The following is a 17,878-nucleotide window of genomic DNA, read 5'->3' as shown; positions in this document are numbered from 1 at the left end:
CAGACCGCGTCGCCGTCGCCGTCGACGTCTCCAGACACGGCGACGAGTGGGTCGAGGCGGCCGCCGACCGCGGCGCGTCGATCGCGGCCGTCCTCGACACGCACGTCCACGCCGACCACCTCTCCGGCGGCCGGGCGCTCGCGGACGACCTCGGCGTCCCGTACTACCTGCCCGCGGCGGCCGCCGCCCGCGACGTGGCGTCCGACTTCGACCCGATCGGGCGCAACGAGACGCTCGACGTCGGCGGCGTCGACCTGAAGGCGCTCGCGACGCCGGGCCACACCGACGACGGCGCGAGCTACCTCGTCGGCGACGCCGCGGTGCTCACGGGCGACACGCTGTTCACCGACAGCGTGGGCCGGACGGAGCTCCAGTTCTCGGCCGGCGAAGACGGCGACGAAGCCGGTGACGCCGCCGGCGCGGGCGCGGCTAGCGCGGCCGAGCGGCTGTACGACTCGCTCCACGGGACGCTGCTCGCACAGCCCGACGACGCCGTCGTCTGCCCCGGCCACTTCGCGGTCGCGAACGACGGCACGACCGGCGAGGTCGAGCCCGGAGCGCCGGTCGCCACGACGGTCGGGACCGCGCGCCGCGAGATCGGGGTCCTCGGCCTCGACGCCGACGAGTTCGTCGAGCGAATCACCCGCACGCTGCCGGAGAAGCCGCCGAACTACGAGTCGGTGATCGCGGCCAACCGCGGCGTGGAGTCGCCCCCGGACGAGACCGCGGCGATCGAACTCGAACTCGGCCCGAACCGCTGCGCCGCCGGCCCGGACGCGGACTCCGCCGCGGACGACGACTGACGGCCGCGACGCTACGATCGCCGTCGACGTCGCCGGCTCCGGGCCGCGACGCTCACTCGTCGTGGATGAAGACGAGCCGCTTCGACTCCGTGTTGACCAGACAGAGGTCGATCCCGTCGCGGGTCGCGCCGATCTGCTGCCAGCCGTGGTCGCTGACGAACAGCGTCTGGAAGACGCCGCGGTCGCAGTCCGGGTTCGGACAGCCGACCCCCGCTGCGTTCTTGTAGACGGTCGTCCCGCCGCCCGAACTCTGGCGCACCAAGCCGTCGGTCAGCGACCGGAACTCCTCGGCGGACATCGGTCTCTCCGCGTCGTCGTCTCCCATGTCTCCGCGTTCGCGACCGACCGTCTAAAAACCGCCTGCCCGTGGCAACAGGTGTCACGGTATCGGCCCGGCAGGGCCTCCGCGCTCACTCCGCGTCGCCTTTCGCCCGCTCCGCGTGCGCGTCCGCGAGCCGCGTCGGCTCGGGGAGCTTGTAGCCCGCGCACAGCGCCGCGACGAGGTCGACCGCGGTCGCCGCGGACACGCGGTGCCCGGGACTGACGTACAGGGGGTTCACCCGCCTGCTCGTCGGGTACTGGCGCGACTGGAACGCGTGGCCGATCACCGTCCCCGGCTCGGCCGTCGTCACCGCGTCGTCCGCGCGGATCGGCGTCCGCCAGCCCGCGGGGCGCTCGGCCGTCGGCTCGTCGGGTTCGCCGCAGAGGAGGTTCTTCGCGACGCCGACGCTCGGCACGTCGCACAGGACGCCGACGTGCGTCGCGAGCCCCGCCTCCCGGAAGTGGATCCGCCCGGAGCCGTCACAGACCAGCAGGTCGGGGTCGGCGTCGAGCGCGTCGAGCGCGGCCAGGATCGGCTCGCCCTCCCGGAACGCGAGCAGGCCGGGAACGTATGGGATCGAGAGCGGGGTCGTCGCGTGCGCGTACTCGACCACGGTCCCGTCGCGGAACGCGACCGCAGCGGAGACGGCGGCGTCGGGACGGTCGCCCGCGCGGTCGGTGAGGAACGCTTGGTCGACGCCGACGACGACCGGCGCGTCCGAGTCGTGCGCGTTCACCGAACCGGATCCCGGATCGAGGCGCGCTTGATCCCCGTCGCGCGCCGGCGGCAGCCCGTCCGCGAGCGAGGCGGCCTCCTCGACCGCGACGGCGTCCGGGTCGAGCGCGCGGTCGTCGTCGAACGTCGCGGCCGCGGCGATCTCCCGCTGGAGGTCCTCCATCTCGGCCGTCGACAGCGACGGGTCGGGCCGGAGGTCCGGCCGCGCGAGGGCCATCAGAACCGGCCGCCGGGGCCGCCCGGACCGCGCGGACCGCGCGCGCCGCCCATCGAGACGCCGCCCCCGCCGCCCGCCGACCGGGCGAGCCCCTCGTTGCGCTTCCCGAACGTGAGCCCGATCGCGAACCCGATCAGGTGCGCGAGGTGGGCGATGCCGCCGGCGGCGCCGCCCCCGCCGGCCTGAAGGCTCTGGACCACGAGCACCGCCGAGATCAGCGCGATGCCCCACGTGAGGTACTTGATCTTCAGCGGAATGACGAAGAAGAGAAGCACCTGCATGTTCGGCCGCCAGACGGTGAGGACGCCGAGGATCGCGAACCCGGCACCGCTGGCGCCGAGGATGCCGGCGAGCGGGGCGTTCGTACCGATCGCGAAGAGGATGTGACCGAGACCGGCGGCGATCCCCGACGCGAAGAAGAACGCGGCGAACTTCTTCGACCCCACGGCGCGCTCGACGAGCGGGCCGAAGAACAGGATCACGATGCTGTTCCCGATGATGTGGTACAGGCTCACCGGGGAGTGTGAGAGCACGGAGGTGACCAGCGTCCAGACGTTGCCGAGCGCGTCGGGCTGGAGGACGAACAGCGTATCGTGGAGCGAACGGCTGATCCCCCAGAACACGATCAGCTGTGCGAGGAAGGTGATCCAGATCGCCGCGAGGATCGCGTACGTCGCGTTGTTGCGGAAGAAGCTCACGAATCCGCCGGTGCTGGTCTCGCGGTCGATCCGGCGCTTGACCCGGTCGACGACGCCGCCGCCGGCGCCGCCGGTTCTCACGGTGCGGCCGCCGCCCCTCGCGCCCCCGCCGTCGTCGCCCTCGACGCTCTCGTCGAAGCCGCTGTCGAAGACCCCGCCGGGGTCGTCCCACTCGGCGAGGCCCGGACAGTTGTGGTTCTCGGGCAGCCGGTGCTCGGCGCAGAACGTCTGGCCGCACCGTTTACACTGGTACGGGAGGTTCTCGTACTCCCCGCACACGTCGCACGTCGCCATTGTCGGCACTTACGGGGGCGGTCGTAAAGCGGTTTGGCTCCGCGCCGGACGCGGCGGGGAGCCGACGACGCGAAGAGCCGGCGGCTGGCGACGGGCTCGAACCGGCCCGAGGGGCGCGCTCACTCCAGCACCCGGCGAGCGACGACCGCCACGGCGACCACGGCGACCGCGACCCCGACGAGGGTCGGGACGACCCCGCCGGACCCCCACTCCCAGCCGAGGAAGCGGGTGCCGACGACCGCGACGAGGGCGACGAGGAGGCCGAACGCGGAGACCAGCGACGACTGACTTGATTCGACGAGCGGCATCTCACCGCCACGGTTCGACGGCGAAGATGAAAAGTGTCCGCCCCGGTCGGCCGAATCCGCGTCCCTACGCGTCCGTCTCGTCCGCCTTGCGCGCCCGCAGCCCGTCGACCAGCTCCCGGAGCGTCGCGAGTGGGTATTGCCCGGGCGCGGTCGCGTTCGCGGGGTCGACGGGCGCGTAGCCGATCTTCGACCCGTACACCGGGGTGACCGCGCGGGTGTGCCGCCCCGGCTCGCCCATACACATCGTGGCGACCCGGTGGCCCGCCGCGGTCGCCTCGTGGGTCGCCTCGATCATCGCGAGCGCGTCGCCCGGCGCGGTCGCGGTCGTCGCCAGCTTCCCCACGTCGCCCTCGCCCGCGGCGTCGGCGAGGAGGTCGACGAGCGCGGCGGGCTCCGGGGTGGACTCGAAGTCGTGGACCGACGCGACCACCGCCACGCCCGCCTCGCGCGCCGCGTCCCGCAGCGCCGTCGCGTGCGACTCCTCCGCCGGGTCCGGGTGCGTCCCGCGTAACGCGGCGAGCTCCACGTCGACCGCGGCGACCGCGTCGTGACCGATCGCCGTCGAGAGCGCGTCGTACCGCCCGAGCCCCTCGGCCTCGCCGCCCTCCCAGGACGCCCGGTTCGTGACGAGCAGCGGGAGGTCGCCGTCGTAGCTCGCCAGCTGGTCGAGCGGGGCGTCCGCGAGGTCCAGTCGGAACTCCACGGCGTCGGCGCGGTCGCGAGCCGCCGGCTCCTCCGAGAGGTCGGCCGTGCTCGCGGCGAGAACGAACTCCTCGAACATACGCGGGCGTTCCGCGGGTGAGAACTTAGGTGTGTGCCTCCGGGGCGAACCGGGCGACGGGGATGTCGAGCCGCGTCAGGCGACGAGGCCGTCCTCGGCCTCCAGCAGCTCGTGGTATCGGTTCCGGATGGTGACCTCGCTGATGTCGGCCACCTCCGAGACCGCGGCCTGCGTCGTCTTCTCGTTGGTGAGCAGGGCGGCGGCGTAGACGGCGGCCGCGGCGAGGCCGACCGGCGACTTGCCGGAGTGGACGCCCTTCTCCTTCGCGTTGCGCAGGAGGCTCTTCGCGCGCATCTCGGACTCCTCGGAGAGCTCCAGGTCGGAGGCGAAGCGGGGGACGTACTGCTCGGGGTCGGCCGGTTTCACTTCGAGCTTCAGCTCGCGGACGACGTAGCGGTACGTCCGCGCGATCTCGGCCTTCTCGACGCGGGAGACGTCGGCGATCTCGTCGAGGCTGCGCGGGACGCCGGCCATCCGAGCGGCGGCGTAGACGCAGGAGGTGGAGACGCCCTCGATGGAGCGGCCGGGGAGCAGGTCCTCGTCGAGCGCGCGGCGGTAGATGACGGAGGCGGTCTCGCGGACGTTGTCCGGGAGGCCGAGCGCGCTGGCCATGCGGTCGATCTCGCCGAGCGCCTGCTTCAGGTTGCGCTCCTTGGAGTCGCGGGTGCGGAACCGCTCGTTCCACTTGCGGAGCCGCTGCATCTTCTGACGCTGGCGCGCGCCGAGCGACCGGCCGTACGCGTCCTTGTCGCGCCAGTCGATGTTCGTCGAGAGCCCCTTGTCGTGCATCGTGTTGGTCGTCGGGGCGCCGACGCGGCTCTTCTCGTCTTTCTCGCGGGAGTCGAACGCGCGCCACTCCGGCCCGCGGTCGACCGAGTCGGCCTCGACGACGAGCCCGCAGTCGCTACAGACCGTCTCCCCGTGCTCCTCGTCGTTGATGACGTGGCCGCCGCACTCCGGGCAGCTGAGCGTCTCGTCCGTGTTCTCCGATTCCTCCTCGTTCGTCTCCGTTCGGGAGCGACTCCCCCGTGTGTGTAGTCGTTCACTCATAGCTCGGTTGCCCCCGGAAACTGAAACTGCCCGAGAGCGATCTTACGTTACCGTCGGCGGAACACAACTTAAAACGACCGGAACGTGTCGCCCGGATCTCGACAAAAGAACACGATCTATCACGCGTTTTCGCCGGTCTCTCGTCCGCGGGCTCGTCTCCCCGCCGACTCCTCGCCGCCGCCGCCGCGTTCGGCCCCGGCGACGTTCGAGCCCTTCTCCGAATCACCGCCGGGACCGAAACGGTTGACACCGTCGCGGCCGGATCGGGCCCCATGTCCGCATCCCGCGTCGTCTCGCTCGCGCCGAGCGCGACCGCCACCGTCGCCGCGCTCGGTGCCGCCGACCGCCTCGTCGGCGTCACCGCACACTGCGACCTCCCGGACGACGCCGACGCCGGCTCGGCGCACGGACCGGACGCCCCGACCGCCGTCGGCGGCTGGCTCACCCCCGACCTCGACCGCGTCGCCGCCCTCGACCCCGACGTCGTGCTCACCAGCGACGGGCTCCAGGCCGACCTGGCCGACGACTGCCGCGACCGCGGCCTCGACGTCGCGCACCGCGAACCCGCGACGCTCGACGACGCCTTGGACGGGTTCGCGGCGCGCGGGAGCGACGTGGGCCGACCCGAAGCGGGCGAGCGGCTCGCGACCGACGCCCGCGACCGACTCGACCGAGTCGCCGAGCGCGTCGCCGACCGCCCCCGGCCGACCGTCTACTGCGAGGAGTGGTCCGACCCGCCGATGGCGGCCGGCAACTGGGTCCCCGACGCGGTCCGCGCCGCCGGCGGCCGCTACCCGTTCGTCGAGCCGGGCGAGCGCTCCCGCGAGGTCGACCCCGCCGCCGTCGAGCGCGCGGCCCCGGACCGCGTCGTCGTCCACGTCTGCGGGCACGGCGACCGCGTCGACCCCGCCGGCGTCGCCGAGCGTGACTGGATCGACGCCCCGGTGAGCGTGCTCGACGACTCGCTCCTGAACCAGCCGAGCCCCGCCCTGATCGACGGGGTCGAGCGGCTGGCGCGCTTGCTCCATCCCGAGGCGTTTTCGGCCGCGGCCGACGACCCCCGCACATGACGACCCTGCGAGTCGGCGTCGGCAGCGGCAACCCGGTGAAGCGGCGCGCGGTCGAACTGGCGCTCGGCGCGGCGGCGGACGACGACCTCCCCGGCGATCCGACCGGCGTCGCGGTCGAGTCAGTCCCGGTCGACTCCGGCGTGAGCGAACAGCCGCGGGGCCACGCCGAGACGGTCGAAGGCGCGGAGAACCGGGCCAAAGCTGTCCTCGACGTCGACCCCGAAAGGAGCGACGCGGAGCCCGACCGCCCCGCGGGGTACGACCTCGGCGTCGGCGTCGAGGGCGGCGTCGCCGGGTTCGACGGGACCGACGACCGGTACCTGATCATGTGGGCGGCGGTGACGGACGGCGACCGCGTCGGCCGCGGTGCCGGGCCGAGCCTCGCGCTCCCGTCGGCCATCGCCGCCCGCGTCGACGACGGGGCGGAGTTGGGGCCCGTGATGGACGACCGCCTCGACACCGACGGGATCGCGGAGCGCGGGGGCGCGGCGGGCGCGCTCACGAACGGCCGCGTCGACCGCGCCGAAGCGCTCGCCGCCGGCGTGAGCGGCGCGCTCGGCCCGTTCGTCACTGCCCTCTACTGACCGCTTCGGGTCCCGTGCGCGGTTCGAAGACCGTACCCAAACCCGCACCTGGGCCCGGACTCTCGCGCCTTTCATCGCGGAAAACCGCACGACGGCAGCGTGTTAACCCGACCTACCAACCGCCTTATGCGGGGTGCTGCCGTGGGACCGGTATGAGCACGGCTCACCCGGACGCGGTCGCAGCCGAATCGGCCGGCCTCTCCGCGAAACAGACGCGCATCCTCCGGTACCTCCGCGAGAACGCGGCCGACCGGACGTACTTCAAGTCGCGGCTGATCGCCGACGACCTCGACCTCTCGGCGAAGGAGGTCGGCGCGAACATGGGCGCGATCGCCGACGCCGCCACCGAGATCGACGTCGAGAAGTGGGGGTACTCCTCCGGGACGACGTGGATGGTCACGACCTGACCGGGGTCCGCGCCCGCGACGCGGCGGTCCCTACGGGTCGTACGCGACCAGCGACGCGGCGTCGTCGGCGAACGCCACCGCGTCCGCGTCGAAGGAGTCGGCGTACCGGACGACGAGCGTGAGCAGTCGCTCGGGCTCGGTCAGCGCGTAGCCGTCGGTCCGGTCGAGGAGGCCGGCGTCCTCCAGGTCGGCGGCCGCGGCGCTTATCGTCGGCCGCGAGACGCCGAGGACGCCGGCGAGGTCGGCCCCCGTCGCGTCCGGGTCGCGCAGCAGGGCGAGGATCATCCCGCGGGGCGTCTCCCGACGGAGGTAGCCGAGCGCCCGCTTGTCGGTCTCGTCGAACCGGCCCGCCGGGAAGTACCGGCGGTAGTCGGCGTCCTTCACCGACTCGACCGCGCCCGCCTCCTCGAGCTTCCGGAGGTGGTACTGCGCCTCCCCGGTGCCGAGGCGGAGGTCGTCGCGGAGCTTCGAGAAGTGCGCGCCGGGGGTCGTCGGCACGTAGCCGCGGATCGCCTCCCTGGTCTCGTTCGTGTCCTCGCTCCCGTCGTCCGCACTCGCGGTGCCGACGAACGGCGCGGCCGCTCCGACCGCGGCGAAGCGGCGGAGCGTCTCGCGTTTCCGTCCGTCGAACCCCTCTGTCACGACGAGTACTAGCCTACGCCTTGACAAAAACACTTCGCTCGCGTCGGTTCGCCGCGGAGAATCGGTTGCTCGGCGGCGCTCCGCGCGGATCTACTGTTCCTTCTCGACTTCCGCGGCCGGTTCCTCGTCGTCCATCTCCTGGATGACCTCGTCCGCGGACCTGATGCTCGCGCCGGCGTCGCCCGCCTTCACGGCCTCGGCCTCCTTCTCTAACTCCTCGACGTTCATCTCGGCGGACTCCTCGATCTGGCCGAGGATCTCGTCGATGTCGTCGAGGCCGAGCATCTTCCGCGTGTCGGCGTCGAACTCCTTCCCGTCGAGCCCCTCCATCTCCTGAACGTCGGAGCCGGAGAGGGCCTTGCCGTAGCGGCCGACGAGGCTGGTGAGCTCCTGCGGCAGGACGAACGTCGTGGACTCGCCCTTGCCGATCTCCTCTAAGGTCTCCATGCCGCGCTCGATGATGGCGCGCTCGCCCATCGACTCGGCGGAGCGCGCGCGGAGGACGGTCGAGATCGCGTCACCCTGCGCCTCGAGGATCTGGCTCTGCTTCTCCCCCTGTGCGCGGATGATGTTGGACTGCTTGTCACCTTCCGCCTGCTCGACCGCGGAGCGGCGTTCCCCCTGCGCCTCGAGGATCATCGCGCGGCGGCGGCGCTCGGCGGAGGTCTGCTGCTCCATCGCCTGCTGGACGTCCTTCGAGGGGTTGACCTCGCGGACCTCGACGCTCTCGACGCGGATCCCCCACTCGTCGGTCGGCTCGTCGAGCTCCTTGCGGATCTTCGCGTTGATCTCCTGGCGCTTGTTCAGCGTGTCGTCGAGCTCCATGTCGCCGAGGACCGCCCGGAGGGTGGTCTGCGCGAGGTTCGAGACCGCCTTCTTGTAGTCGTCGACCTCGAGGAACGCCTTCTTCGCGTCCATCACCTTGATGTAGACGACCGCGTCGGCGGTCACGGGCGAGTTGTCCCGCGTGATCGCTTCCTGCCGGGGGACGTCGAGCGTCTGCGTCCGCATGTCGAACGGGTACGTGCGGGAGACGAACGGCGGGATGAGGTTGATGCCCGGCTCGAGCAGCTTCCGGTACTCGCCGAACACGGTGAGCGTCTTCTTCTCGTACGCGTCGACGATCTCGAACGACTGCCAGAGCGTGACGACGACGAGCAGGAGCGCGAGCAGGCCGACGCCCACGAGCCCGAAGCCGAGGCCAGCTTGGAGGGTGATCGGTTCCATGCCTCCTAGTTAGGCTATCCCACGGTTAATAGTTCGCCCGTCGACGGCACACCGTCCCGCAGTCCCCCGGTCGCGGCGCCGCGGATCGGTCGCGGCGCGTTCGCCGGGGACTCACTCGCCTTCGTCGAACTCGGCCGCGACGTTCTCCAGCGCCGCCCGGAGCTGCCGCTCGTTGAACCGTCGGATCACGGGGGAGCCGGCTCTGGTGAGCGCGTTCTCCGGGAGGCCGTACGTCGCGGCGTACGTCAGCTCCGTGCCGCCGTCGACGGGTTCGAGCCGGAGGTCGATGGTGCCGGTGAGCCGCCCGCGGAGCTCGAAGACGTGGCGCTCCGGCGGCTCGTGGACCGTCTGGACGATCTCGCCGTCGATCCCGACCCCCGCCATCCGGTAGGTGTACGCGAGGCGCTTCCCGCCGTTCGCCAGCGGCTCGACGTCCCGGACGTCCGTGAGCCCCGGCGTGATCGCCGCGTGGTTGGCCGGGTCGTCGAGGAACGCGAACACGGTCTCGGGGGCGGCCGCGACGACGATGGCGTCGCTCGCGGCGAACGGGTCGTCGCCCGCGACGGACGCGGCGCTCGCCTCGTCGGTCGGTTCGCCGCCAGACTCCGGCCGATCGTCGGTCACGCGTCGGCGCTCCCGCGCGGCGGCTCCCGCGTCATCAGTTCGACCGGGGGTTCACGTACGCCTCGACCAGCTTCCGCTCCGCGGCGCGGAGGTGCTGGTGGAACGTCTGCCGGGTGATCCCCATCCGCTCGGCGATCTCCGACCCGTCGACCGGCCGCGGCCACTCGAAGTAGCCGTTCAGCTCGGCGGTCTTCAAGGCGGCGCGCTGCCGCTCGGTGAGGCGCTCGTCGACCGCGGCCGCGAACTCCGCGACGGTGCGGTCCCGGCTCTCGCGCTCGACGCGCGAGCGGAGCTCGACCCCCTCGTACTCGTCGCGGAACACGTCGAGGATCGACCGGACGTCGTGCTCGGGCGGGGCCTCGATGGTCAGGGTCGCCCCGTCGGCCGTGGCGGTCGCCTCGGAGACGACGACGCCGTGGTCGGCCAGCTGGGTGAGCGGCGGCGACTGCGTGACGGTGACGGCGAAGCTGGCGCCGCCGTTCGTCTCCGAGACCGTCCGCATCGACTCGACCAGCGGGAGCGACTCCAGCTCGTCGAGGCTCACGCCCTCGCCGTCGACGCGGAAGTACAGCTCGCAGGCGTCGTCGTCGAGGCGCGTCGTTCCGAGGTGCGTCACCTCCCTGCCGACGGCGTCGGCGATCTGCGCGAGCGACGCGGAGGGGTCGCGGACCCCGACGACGATCTCGACGACCCGGTCGGTCGTGAGGATCTTCGTCGTCTCCAGCGAGTGGAGCCCGTTCGCGATCATCTTCCCGACAGAGTCGCACACCTTCCGCTCCCGGCGGTCGAGGACGTCGGCGCCGCTGCCGTAGATCCCCAGCAGGCCGTACTGTCGCTCCCCGTACGCGAGCGGGACGACGAGGAGCCGACGGCCGCCGGCGCTCTCCGGTTCGAGCGGTCCGTCGGACGCGTGCTCTATCGAGCCGGTGCTGAGCTCCTGGCTCTCGAGCGCCTCCCGGACCTCTTCGGGCGTCTCGTCGAGGTCGAACGTCGCGCCCGCCTCGACCGACAGGCCGCTCGCGGCGCGTATCTCGAGTTCGCCCGTCGCCGAGGAGACCTCGCCGATCCACCCGCCGGCGTACCCCGGCTCGCCGGCGATCGTCTCGCACACGCGCGCCGGGATGACGCTCGGGTCCCGGTTCTCGACGAGGATGCGGCTGATGTCGCTGAGCAGCCCGTTCACTCGGCCGAGGACCCTGTCGAGCGAGCGCCGCTCCGTCGCGAGCTTCTCGGCGCGCTCCTGCGCGAGCCGCTCCGCCTCCTTCCGCTCGCTGACGTCGTTCTGGAAGCCGACGTAGTGAGCCAGGTCGCCGTCCTCGTCGTATATCGGCGCGACCGTCAGCTCGTTCCAGAACGGGGTCCCGTCGCGCCGGTAGTTGCGGATCTCGACGGTCACCTCCTCCTCGTTGCCGAGCGCCTCCGCGATCTCCTCGACGGTCTCCGGGTCCGTCCCCGGCCCCTGGAGGAACCGGGGGTTGCGCCCGAGCGCCTCCTCGACCGGGTACCCGGTGTGGTCCTTCCACGCGTCGTTGACGTACACGAGCGGGTAGTCCGGGAGGTCCGGATCGCTGATGCTGATCCCGATCGGCGCGTCCTCGACCGCCCGCGTCACCTCCGCCGCGGTCGGTTCGTGCTCCGAGACGTCCTGCCGCGGCTCGGAGGTCGGCACCCCCGAACAGACCGTCGAGACGTCCGAGACCAACTTGTCGATCGACGCCGACCCGTTCTTCTGGAGGAACCGGTCGACCCCGTTCTCGAAGGCGGCCTCCGGGACGCCCTCTTCCTCCGTCGCCGTGAACATCACGACCGGCACCCCGGCGTCGGACTCCTCGATCGCGGTCGCGAGGGCGACTCCGTCGTCGCCGCTCAGCGCGTACTCGCTGACGACGCAGTCGTACTCCCCGGTCGTCGCCTTCGCGACAGCGGAGGCCGCGGTGTCCGTGCGGGTCACGTCGAACCCCGCGGCACCGAGCGCCGTCTCGATCCGATCGCTCCCCTCCTCCGGGTGGACGAGGAGAGCCCGAGCGTTCGCCATGAACAGGTGTTCACACCGATACGGGTTAATGCTTGCCGGTCTTCCGGCGGTCCGAAACCGACTCCCGTCCGCCGACTCGCCGGACCCGGCCCGACTCGGCTGTCCAGTCAGGCCGTGGTTACTTGAGGATCGGTGGGCGTGAGATCGACGTATGGTGTCGACTACCTCCTCTACAGGCACATCTCCCGCCCGACCCCACGAACGATGAGCGTGCGCGTCCCGGTCCGAGAGCCGCCCACGTCGGTCCCCGGCGACCGGATCGGCCTCCCGGACGCCGTCCTCGCCGACCTCGGCGTCGGCCTCGGCGACTCGGTCGTGGTCGAGGGCGCGCACCGCGTCGTCGCCTCCGTCGTCGCGGTCGACGGCGGACCGGAGGCCGTCTTCGTGCCCGAGCGGCTCCGTCGCACCGCCGGGCTCGAACCGGGGGACACCGCGACCGTGAGCGCGTCGGACCTGCCGGTCGCGTCGTCGCTCACACTGCGGCTCCGGCAGTCTGTCGACCTCGAGCGGAGCGAGGACGCCATCCGCCAGCGGCTCGACCGCCGCGTGGTCGCCGTCGGCGACGAGGTCGAGGTCACCCGCCTCGGCGGCGCGCTCACGCTCCGGTTCGACGTGCGGGCCGTGACCCCCTCCTCGCCCGCGGTCGTCGGCGGCGGGACCGAGATCACCGTCGCGGCCGACGACGGGAAGCCGGCCGTCGTCGACGAGTCCCCCGGGAGCGACGCCGCCGACGTCGTCGAGACCGCGACGTTCGAGCGGCTCCGAGAGGCCGTCGCGACCCGGTTCGACGCGGCGGAGACGTTCGCGTCCGCGGGCTCGCCGACGCTCGGGCTGCTCCTCCACGGGCCGCGCGGCTCGGGGAAGACGACGCTCGTCGAGGCCGTCGCGGCCGCGACCGACGCGGCGCTCGTCCGCGTCTCCGCGGCGCGCCTCCGCGGCGAGCGCGCCGGCGACCAGTCAGAGGGGCTCGAGCGGGTCGTCGAGGCCGTCGCGGCGGGCGAGCCCACCGTGGTCCTCCTCGACGACCTCGAGGCGCTCGGGGCCGACGACGGCGGCGGCGCGCTGGCCGACCGGTTCCGGTCGACCGTCGACGAGCTCCGCGCCGGGGACCGGACCGTCGTGATCGGCGCGACGACGGACCCCGGCGGCGTGCCGTCGGCGCTGCGCCGCGGCGGGCGGTTCGACCGCGAGATCGAGGTCGAGCCGCTGACGACCGCGGAGCGGCGCGACGCGCTCGAGTCGCTGTGCGAGGGCGCGCCGCTCGCGATGGACGTCGACTTCGACGCCGTCGCCGCGCGGCTCAACGGGTACGTGTTCGCCGACCTGGCCGTCCTCGCGGACGCCGCCTTAGAGCGCGCGGTCCGCCGCGAGGGCCGCACCGCGATCCGGATGGACGACTTCGACGACGCGCTCGACGACGTCGAGCCCACCGGGCTCCGCGAGGTCACCGTCGAGTTCCCCGCGGTCGGCTGGGACGAGGTCGGGGGGCTCGACGAGGCCAAACGCGAGCTGGTGCGCGCGGTGTACTGGCCCTTGGAGTACGCCGACCGCTTCGCGGCGATGGGGATCGACCCCCCGTCCGGCGTGCTCCTCCACGGGCCGCCGGGGACCGGCAAGACGCTGCTCGCCCGCGCGGCGGCGAGCCTCAGCGACGCGAACTTCATCCCGGTGAACGGGCCCGAGCTCCTCGACAAGTACGTCGGGGCGAGCGAGCAGGCGGTCCGCGACCTGTTCGCCACCGCCCGGGAGAACGCGCCCGCCGTGGTCTTCTTCGACGAGGTCGACGCAATCTCGCCGAAGCGCCGCGGCGACGACACGGGGGCCGGCGAGCGCGTGGTCTCGCAGCTCCTGACCGAGCTCGACGGGTTAGAGCCGCTCACCGACGTCGTGGTGATCGCGGCCACGAACCGCCCGGACAACATCGACGAGGCGCTGCTCCGGCCCGGTCGCATCGAGAAGGCGGTCGAGACGCCGCTCCCCGACCGGGACGCGCGCCGCGAGATCCTCGGGATCCACGCGCGAGAGATGCCCGTCGCGTCCGGCGTCGACCTCGACGCCCTCGCCGACCGCACCACCGGGTACAGCGGCGGCGACATCGCGGCGCTCGTCAGGGAGGCAGGCCTGCTCGCGATCGAGGACGCGATCGTCGACGACGGCCCGCCCGTCGAGCCGACGGTCGGGCGCGACCACTTCGAGCGCGCCTTGGCCGAGACGTCGCCGTCGACCCGCGACGGGCGCGGCGACGCCGAGCGAGCGACGGACTGAGTTCGTCCGCCGGGACGGCACGGGCGGAGACAGAGCGTGCCTGACGGCATCTACGTGACGACGGCGACGCCCCGCGACGGCGGCGGGCCGCCGCGCGGTCTACTCCTCGTGGAGGTTGAGGACGAAGTACGCGACGCCGACCATCGCGAGCAGCTCCATCGCCGCCATCGTCCAGAACGTCACGCCGAATCCCGCGCGAGACTCGAACGTCGGGATCAGGAAGATCCCGGAGAGAGCGATCACGAGGCAGACGGCGAGCCCGACGACGGACCGCGTGTTCAGTACCGGTGTCTGTTGAGTGTTGGTGTCAGTCATATGGAAAAATGAATGGTGAAAGTCGGTTGGTGCGATGCGATACGGTTACCGAACGGTCGGCGGGTCGACCGTTAGTCCGCGGCCTGGGCGTCGGCGCCCGCGGAGGGCTCCGGCGCCTCGGTGTCGCCGAGGATGGCGCGGCTGCGGAGCAGGACGAACCCGAAGCCGACCTTCGCGGTCACGTCGAGCACCATGAACGCGAGGGTCTCGACGCCGAGGCCGACGACGCCGGCACCCTCGGTCCCGACAATCCACAGGATCGGGTACGCCGTCCAGAGGATGGCGACCAGTGCGGTCAGCGTGTTGAAGGTGGTCTGGACTTCCTCCGAGAGCTCCGCGGCCGCACTGCGGAGGCTCGTGAGGAGGTAGTAGAGCACGAACAGGAACGCGATCGTGCTGAACAGCCACCAGGTGTACCGCGCGAGCGGCGTCTTCGACAGTGCGCCGATGAGACCGGTGACGATCATCAGCGCGTCAACGCCGATGAGCGTCCCGATGGTGACGCGGTCGACCTTCGCCAGCAGGGCGAGGTCGAGCAGCAGCAGCGGCGTCGTGAACAGCCAGTCCGCGTACCGGGCGTAGTAGATGTCCAGCACCGTTCCGCTGGCGAGTTCGACTTCGGTCACACCGATGCCGAAGAACATCGCCAGATACGCGGCCGAAGCGATCCCCGGCACGAGGATCGTGATCGCGTAGTATTCACGGGCCTCCTTGTCCGTCACGCCCCAACCGCGGGCGATGAAGTAGAAGGTCCCGATGATCATTAGTAGCGTGCCGATACCCAACCAGAGCGTCTCGGGGCGACCGTCCCCGAGGAGGTCGTATCCCGCCTGTAGCGCTATCGGGTCCATACCCACTTCTACATATAGCATATACCCTATTCAGATCGATGCCAACCCAGTCAGGTATGGCCGTCCCCCGGCGACCGATCGCGGGGGCGCTTCGCCGGTCGCGTCCCCCGGCGCACCACCTCCCGAGGGGAACGTAGTCGGCCCGAAAGTAATGACCCTGGGGCACATCTACTGTCGTATGGCAGACGACGACACCGAGGCGGAAGCGGAATCGACCACGGAGACCACCACGGAGCGAGAGGCCGAGACGGAGACGGCCGACGACGTCACCATCGACGTCGAGGCGATCGACGCGTACGAGCAGCGCATCGACGAGCTGTCCACCGCGGTCGAGGAGCGCGACGAGACCATCGAGGAGCTCCGGTCCGTCGTCGAGGAGCAGTCGGAGCAGATCGACAAGCTCGAAGACCAGTTCCTCGACCTGTCCGCCCGCGTCGCCGACGGGCGGAACCTCGGCGTCTGCCCCGAGTGTAACGGCCCCACCGAGAAGAAGGAGCGCCTGTTCCGGTCGGACACGATCGAGTGCACGCGCTGCGGCGAAGTGATCCACACGTACTGATCGCGCCCGCGTGTGCGCCACGAACATGGTACCGCTCGCTCGACCAGTACCCTCCGTTCACCCGGTTCCCTCCGTTCAACCGGTCCCCTTCGTTCAACTAGTACCACTCGTTAGGGTCGTCGGCCGCTCCGACTCGACCGATCGACCGTCGCGACCGCGGTCGTCGACCGTCCCAGTTCGGGCTCTCGACGCCGATCACCGCGACGCGGTCTTATAAAATACCGAATAATGGCGACGAGGCCCTAACCCCGTAACGACCGTACGATCGACCATGGCTACGTCGACGGCGAGTCCGGTGCGGCGGCTTCTCGGAGAACCGGAACGGACGGCAATCGGCGCGTCGCGCGCGGCGTTGCTCCTGCTCGCGGTCGGGTTCGGCGCGCTGTCCGCGGCCGGGACCGAACTGTCGCTCCGGACCCAGATGATCGCCTACCTCGTCGGGATGGTCGCCCTGAACCTCCCGCACGGGGGATACGAACACTTCTCGAACCTCCGCCGGCGGGGACTCCCGTTCGGCGCGCGGTACGTCGGGCTCTACATCGGCTTCGTCGCGTCGTTCGTGGCGCTGTTCGTCGTCGCGCCGCTGCCCGCGCTCGCGCTCGCGTTCGGGACGGCGGTCGCGAAGGGCGGGCACGGCGACCTCCGCGTGATGGACGCGCTGGTCGGCACCGAGCACCTCACGACCAAGCCGCAGCGGGCGCTCGCCGCCCTGATCCGCGGCGGGGCCGTGATGATCGTCCCCGCCGTCTTCTGGACCGAGACCTACTACAGCTTCACCGGCATCATGCTGGGCGTCTTCGACGGCCGGCTGGCCGGCCCGGCCGCCTCGAACCCCGAGACGTTCACCACGGCGCTCGGCGCGGTCTTCGGGCTCGGCGTGGTCACGCACCTCGGCGGCGGCCTCGTCACCAGCCTGCGCTCGACCGGCGGCGTCAGTCGGTCGTGGCTCCTCGACGCCGCCGAGACGCTGCTGCTCGTCGCGTACTTCGCGCTCGTGCCCGTCGTGGTCGCCATCGGGCTCTACTTCCCGCTGTGGTACTCGATCCGGCAGTCGGCGCGGAGCATGGTCGTCGAACAGGAGCAGCCGGACCGGACCGAGGGCGTCTCGCTCGTCGTCGCGTGGGGGGTCCTCGTCGTCGGCGCGCTGGTCACGGCGACCGTCGCGGCCGCCCTGTGGACCGTCGCGCCGAACCCCCTCGCCGGCGGGTCGCTGCTCTCCGGCGCGGTCGCCTTCTACACCATCTTCGTCTGCGTCATCGCGATGCCGCACGTCGTCGTGGGCGAGTGGCTCGACTTCGGGCGCGGCATCTGGTACGTTCCCTGACCGCGGACGGACGCGCCCGCGGAACGCGCGTTCGCCCGACGCGAACGGCCCGCGGTCGACGAGATAACAAGCCCTAAAACCCGGCTCGTCGACCGATACGGTATGCCTCTGCGGTTCGCTCGGCGGCTCGGGCTCGCGGACGCGGTGACCGTGGCCAACGCCGCCGTCGGCTTCCTCGCCGTCGTCGCCGCGACGGTCGACGTCGCGCTCGCGGCCCGACTCGTCCTCCTCGCCGCGGTCGCGGACGGGCTCGACGGGGTCGTCGCCCGCCACCGCGGGTCGACGCCGGCCGGGCCGTACCTCGACTCGCTGGCGGACGTCGCCTCCTTCGGCGTCGCCCCCGCCGCGCTCGTGACGGCGGCCGTCCGCGACGGGCGCTCGCTCGCGACCGACCCCGTCCTCGTCGCCGCCGGCCTCGGTGCCGGTGCGCTGTTCGTCGCCGCCTCGGTCGCCCGGCTCGGCCTCTACACCGTCGACGAGGACGGGGCGCGAGAGACGGTCGGCGTCCCCACCACGCTGGCCGCGACGGTGCTCGCGGCGGCCGTCATCGCGGGCTACACCGCCCCGCCGCTCCTCGTCGGGGCGACGGCGGCGTTCGCGCTGCTCATGGGGTCGACGGTGCGGTATCCGGACCTCCACGCGCAGGACGCGCTCGTGATGGGCGTCGTCCAGGCGGCGGTGATCCTCACCCCCGCCGGCCACATGGCGACGAGCGCGCTCCCGGCGTGGATCGGCGAGGGGTTCGCGTTCGCGCTGCTGTTCCTCTC

Annotated in this window: 20 protein-coding genes; 8 read left to right on the top strand and 12 right to left on the bottom strand. The window is 71.9% G+C overall.

Features of this window, described 5'->3' with window-relative positions:
- Positions 1–803: MBL fold metallo-hydrolase (locus tag Q0116_RS00270; protein WP_297884424.1), on the top strand; the 803-nt coding region annotated here is incomplete at its 5' end.
- Positions 804–855: 52 nt separating this feature from the next.
- Here the strand turns inward: Q0116_RS00270 and Q0116_RS00265 are convergent.
- From Q0116_RS00265 to Q0116_RS00240, 6 genes are all read right to left on the bottom strand, one after another.
- On the bottom strand, positions 856–1,128 hold the full coding sequence (locus Q0116_RS00265) for a hypothetical protein (protein WP_297884423.1): 273 nt from the start codon (positions 1,126–1,128) through the stop codon (positions 856–858).
- An 85-nt stretch (positions 1,129–1,213) separates the two neighbouring features.
- Positions 1,214–2,077, bottom strand: a complete 864-nt coding sequence (locus Q0116_RS00260; protein WP_297884420.1) for an endonuclease V — start codon at positions 2,075–2,077, stop codon at positions 1,214–1,216.
- Positions 2,077–3,069, bottom strand: coding sequence for a rhomboid family intramembrane serine protease (locus Q0116_RS00255; RefSeq protein ID WP_297884418.1), 993 nt, complete (start codon positions 3,067–3,069; stop codon positions 2,077–2,079). The genes Q0116_RS00260 and Q0116_RS00255 overlap by 1 nt, the downstream gene beginning before the upstream one ends.
- A 119-nt stretch (positions 3,070–3,188) precedes the next feature.
- Positions 3,189–3,377 (bottom strand): multidrug transporter, encoded by a 189-nt coding sequence (locus Q0116_RS00250; protein ID WP_297884416.1) that lies wholly within the window; start codon positions 3,375–3,377, stop codon positions 3,189–3,191.
- Between the two features lie 64 nt (positions 3,378–3,441).
- Complete coding sequence (locus Q0116_RS00245) at positions 3,442–4,158, bottom strand: type I 3-dehydroquinate dehydratase (RefSeq protein WP_297884414.1); 717 nt, start codon at positions 4,156–4,158, stop codon at positions 3,442–3,444.
- 75 nt (positions 4,159–4,233) lie between these two features.
- Positions 4,234–5,208 (bottom strand): transcription initiation factor IIB family protein, encoded by a 975-nt coding sequence (locus Q0116_RS00240; protein WP_297884412.1) that lies wholly within the window; start codon positions 5,206–5,208, stop codon positions 4,234–4,236.
- A 272-nt stretch (positions 5,209–5,480) separates the two neighbouring features.
- Here Q0116_RS00240 and Q0116_RS00235 point away from each other — a divergent pair, with 272 nt between their 5' ends.
- The 3 genes from Q0116_RS00235 (at position 5,481) to Q0116_RS00225 (ending at position 7,269) form a co-directional block, all read left to right on the top strand.
- Positions 5,481–6,278 carry a cobalamin-binding protein gene (locus tag Q0116_RS00235; RefSeq protein WP_297884410.1) on the top strand — a complete coding sequence of 266 codons (798 nt, stop codon included), beginning with the start codon at positions 5,481–5,483 and terminating at the stop codon, positions 6,276–6,278.
- Complete coding sequence (locus tag Q0116_RS00230) at positions 6,275–6,862, top strand: inosine/xanthosine triphosphatase (RefSeq protein WP_297884408.1); 588 nt, start codon at positions 6,275–6,277, stop codon at positions 6,860–6,862. Before Q0116_RS00235 ends, Q0116_RS00230 begins: the two co-directional genes overlap by 4 nt.
- Positions 6,863–7,014: 152 nt before the next feature.
- Positions 7,015–7,269, top strand: coding sequence for a hypothetical protein (locus tag Q0116_RS00225; RefSeq protein ID WP_297884407.1), 255 nt, complete (start codon positions 7,015–7,017; stop codon positions 7,267–7,269).
- 30 nt (positions 7,270–7,299) lie between these two features.
- On the opposite strand, the gene Q0116_RS00220 is transcribed toward Q0116_RS00225, so the two are convergent.
- The 4 genes from Q0116_RS00220 to Q0116_RS00205 all read right to left on the bottom strand — a co-directional run bounded on the left by Q0116_RS00220 (position 7,300) and on the right by Q0116_RS00205 (position 11,797).
- On the bottom strand, positions 7,300–7,911 hold the full coding sequence (locus tag Q0116_RS00220; protein ID WP_297884406.1) for a MarR family transcriptional regulator: 612 nt from the start codon (positions 7,909–7,911) through the stop codon (positions 7,300–7,302).
- Positions 7,912–8,001: 90 nt separating this feature from the next.
- Complete coding sequence (locus Q0116_RS00215) at positions 8,002–9,138, bottom strand: SPFH domain-containing protein (protein ID WP_297884405.1); 1,137 nt, start codon at positions 9,136–9,138, stop codon at positions 8,002–8,004.
- Positions 9,139–9,249: 111 nt separating this feature from the next.
- Positions 9,250–9,666, bottom strand: coding sequence for an SRPBCC family protein (locus Q0116_RS00210; protein ID WP_271945844.1), 417 nt, complete (start codon positions 9,664–9,666; stop codon positions 9,250–9,252).
- Positions 9,667–9,796: 130 nt separating this feature from the next.
- Positions 9,797–11,797, bottom strand: coding sequence for a bacterio-opsin activator domain-containing protein (locus Q0116_RS00205; protein ID WP_297884404.1), 2,001 nt, complete (start codon positions 11,795–11,797; stop codon positions 9,797–9,799).
- Between the two features lie 204 nt (positions 11,798–12,001).
- Here Q0116_RS00205 and Q0116_RS00200 point away from each other — a divergent pair, with 204 nt between their 5' ends.
- A complete protein-coding gene (locus tag Q0116_RS00200; protein ID WP_297884402.1) occupies positions 12,002–14,062 on the top strand; it encodes an AAA family ATPase in 2,061 nt (686 codons plus the stop codon).
- Between the two features lie 99 nt (positions 14,063–14,161).
- On the opposite strand, the gene Q0116_RS00195 is transcribed toward Q0116_RS00200, so the two are convergent.
- Positions 14,162–14,377: a hypothetical protein gene (locus Q0116_RS00195; RefSeq protein ID WP_271945695.1), complete on the bottom strand. Its 216-nt coding sequence runs from the start codon at positions 14,375–14,377 to the stop codon at positions 14,162–14,164.
- A gap of 71 nt (positions 14,378–14,448) precedes the next feature.
- Positions 14,449–15,228, bottom strand: a complete 780-nt coding sequence (locus Q0116_RS00190; RefSeq protein WP_271945694.1) for a bacteriorhodopsin — start codon at positions 15,226–15,228, stop codon at positions 14,449–14,451.
- A 178-nt stretch (positions 15,229–15,406) separates the two neighbouring features.
- On the opposite strand from Q0116_RS00190, the gene Q0116_RS00185 reads away from it, so the two are divergent.
- From Q0116_RS00185 to Q0116_RS00175, 3 genes are all read left to right on the top strand, one after another.
- On the top strand, positions 15,407–15,787 hold the full coding sequence (locus Q0116_RS00185; RefSeq protein ID WP_297884399.1) for a SlyX family protein: 381 nt from the start codon (positions 15,407–15,409) through the stop codon (positions 15,785–15,787).
- A gap of 271 nt (positions 15,788–16,058) precedes the next feature.
- Positions 16,059–17,111: a Brp/Blh family beta-carotene 15,15'-dioxygenase gene (locus Q0116_RS00180; RefSeq protein WP_297884398.1), complete on the top strand. Its 1,053-nt coding sequence runs from the start codon at positions 16,059–16,061 to the stop codon at positions 17,109–17,111.
- 102 nt (positions 17,112–17,213) lie between these two features.
- A partial coding sequence (locus Q0116_RS00175; RefSeq protein WP_297884396.1) for a protein sorting system archaetidylserine synthase occupies positions 17,214–17,878 on the top strand: 665 nt, incomplete at its 3' end.

This window comes from uncultured Halorubrum sp., assembly GCF_937146585.1.
Taxonomy (GTDB): domain Archaea; phylum Halobacteriota; class Halobacteria; order Halobacteriales; family Haloferacaceae; genus Halorubrum; species Halorubrum miltondacostae.
Note: the sequence above shows the minus strand (reverse complement) of the source record. Positions and strands in the feature narration are given on the sequence as shown.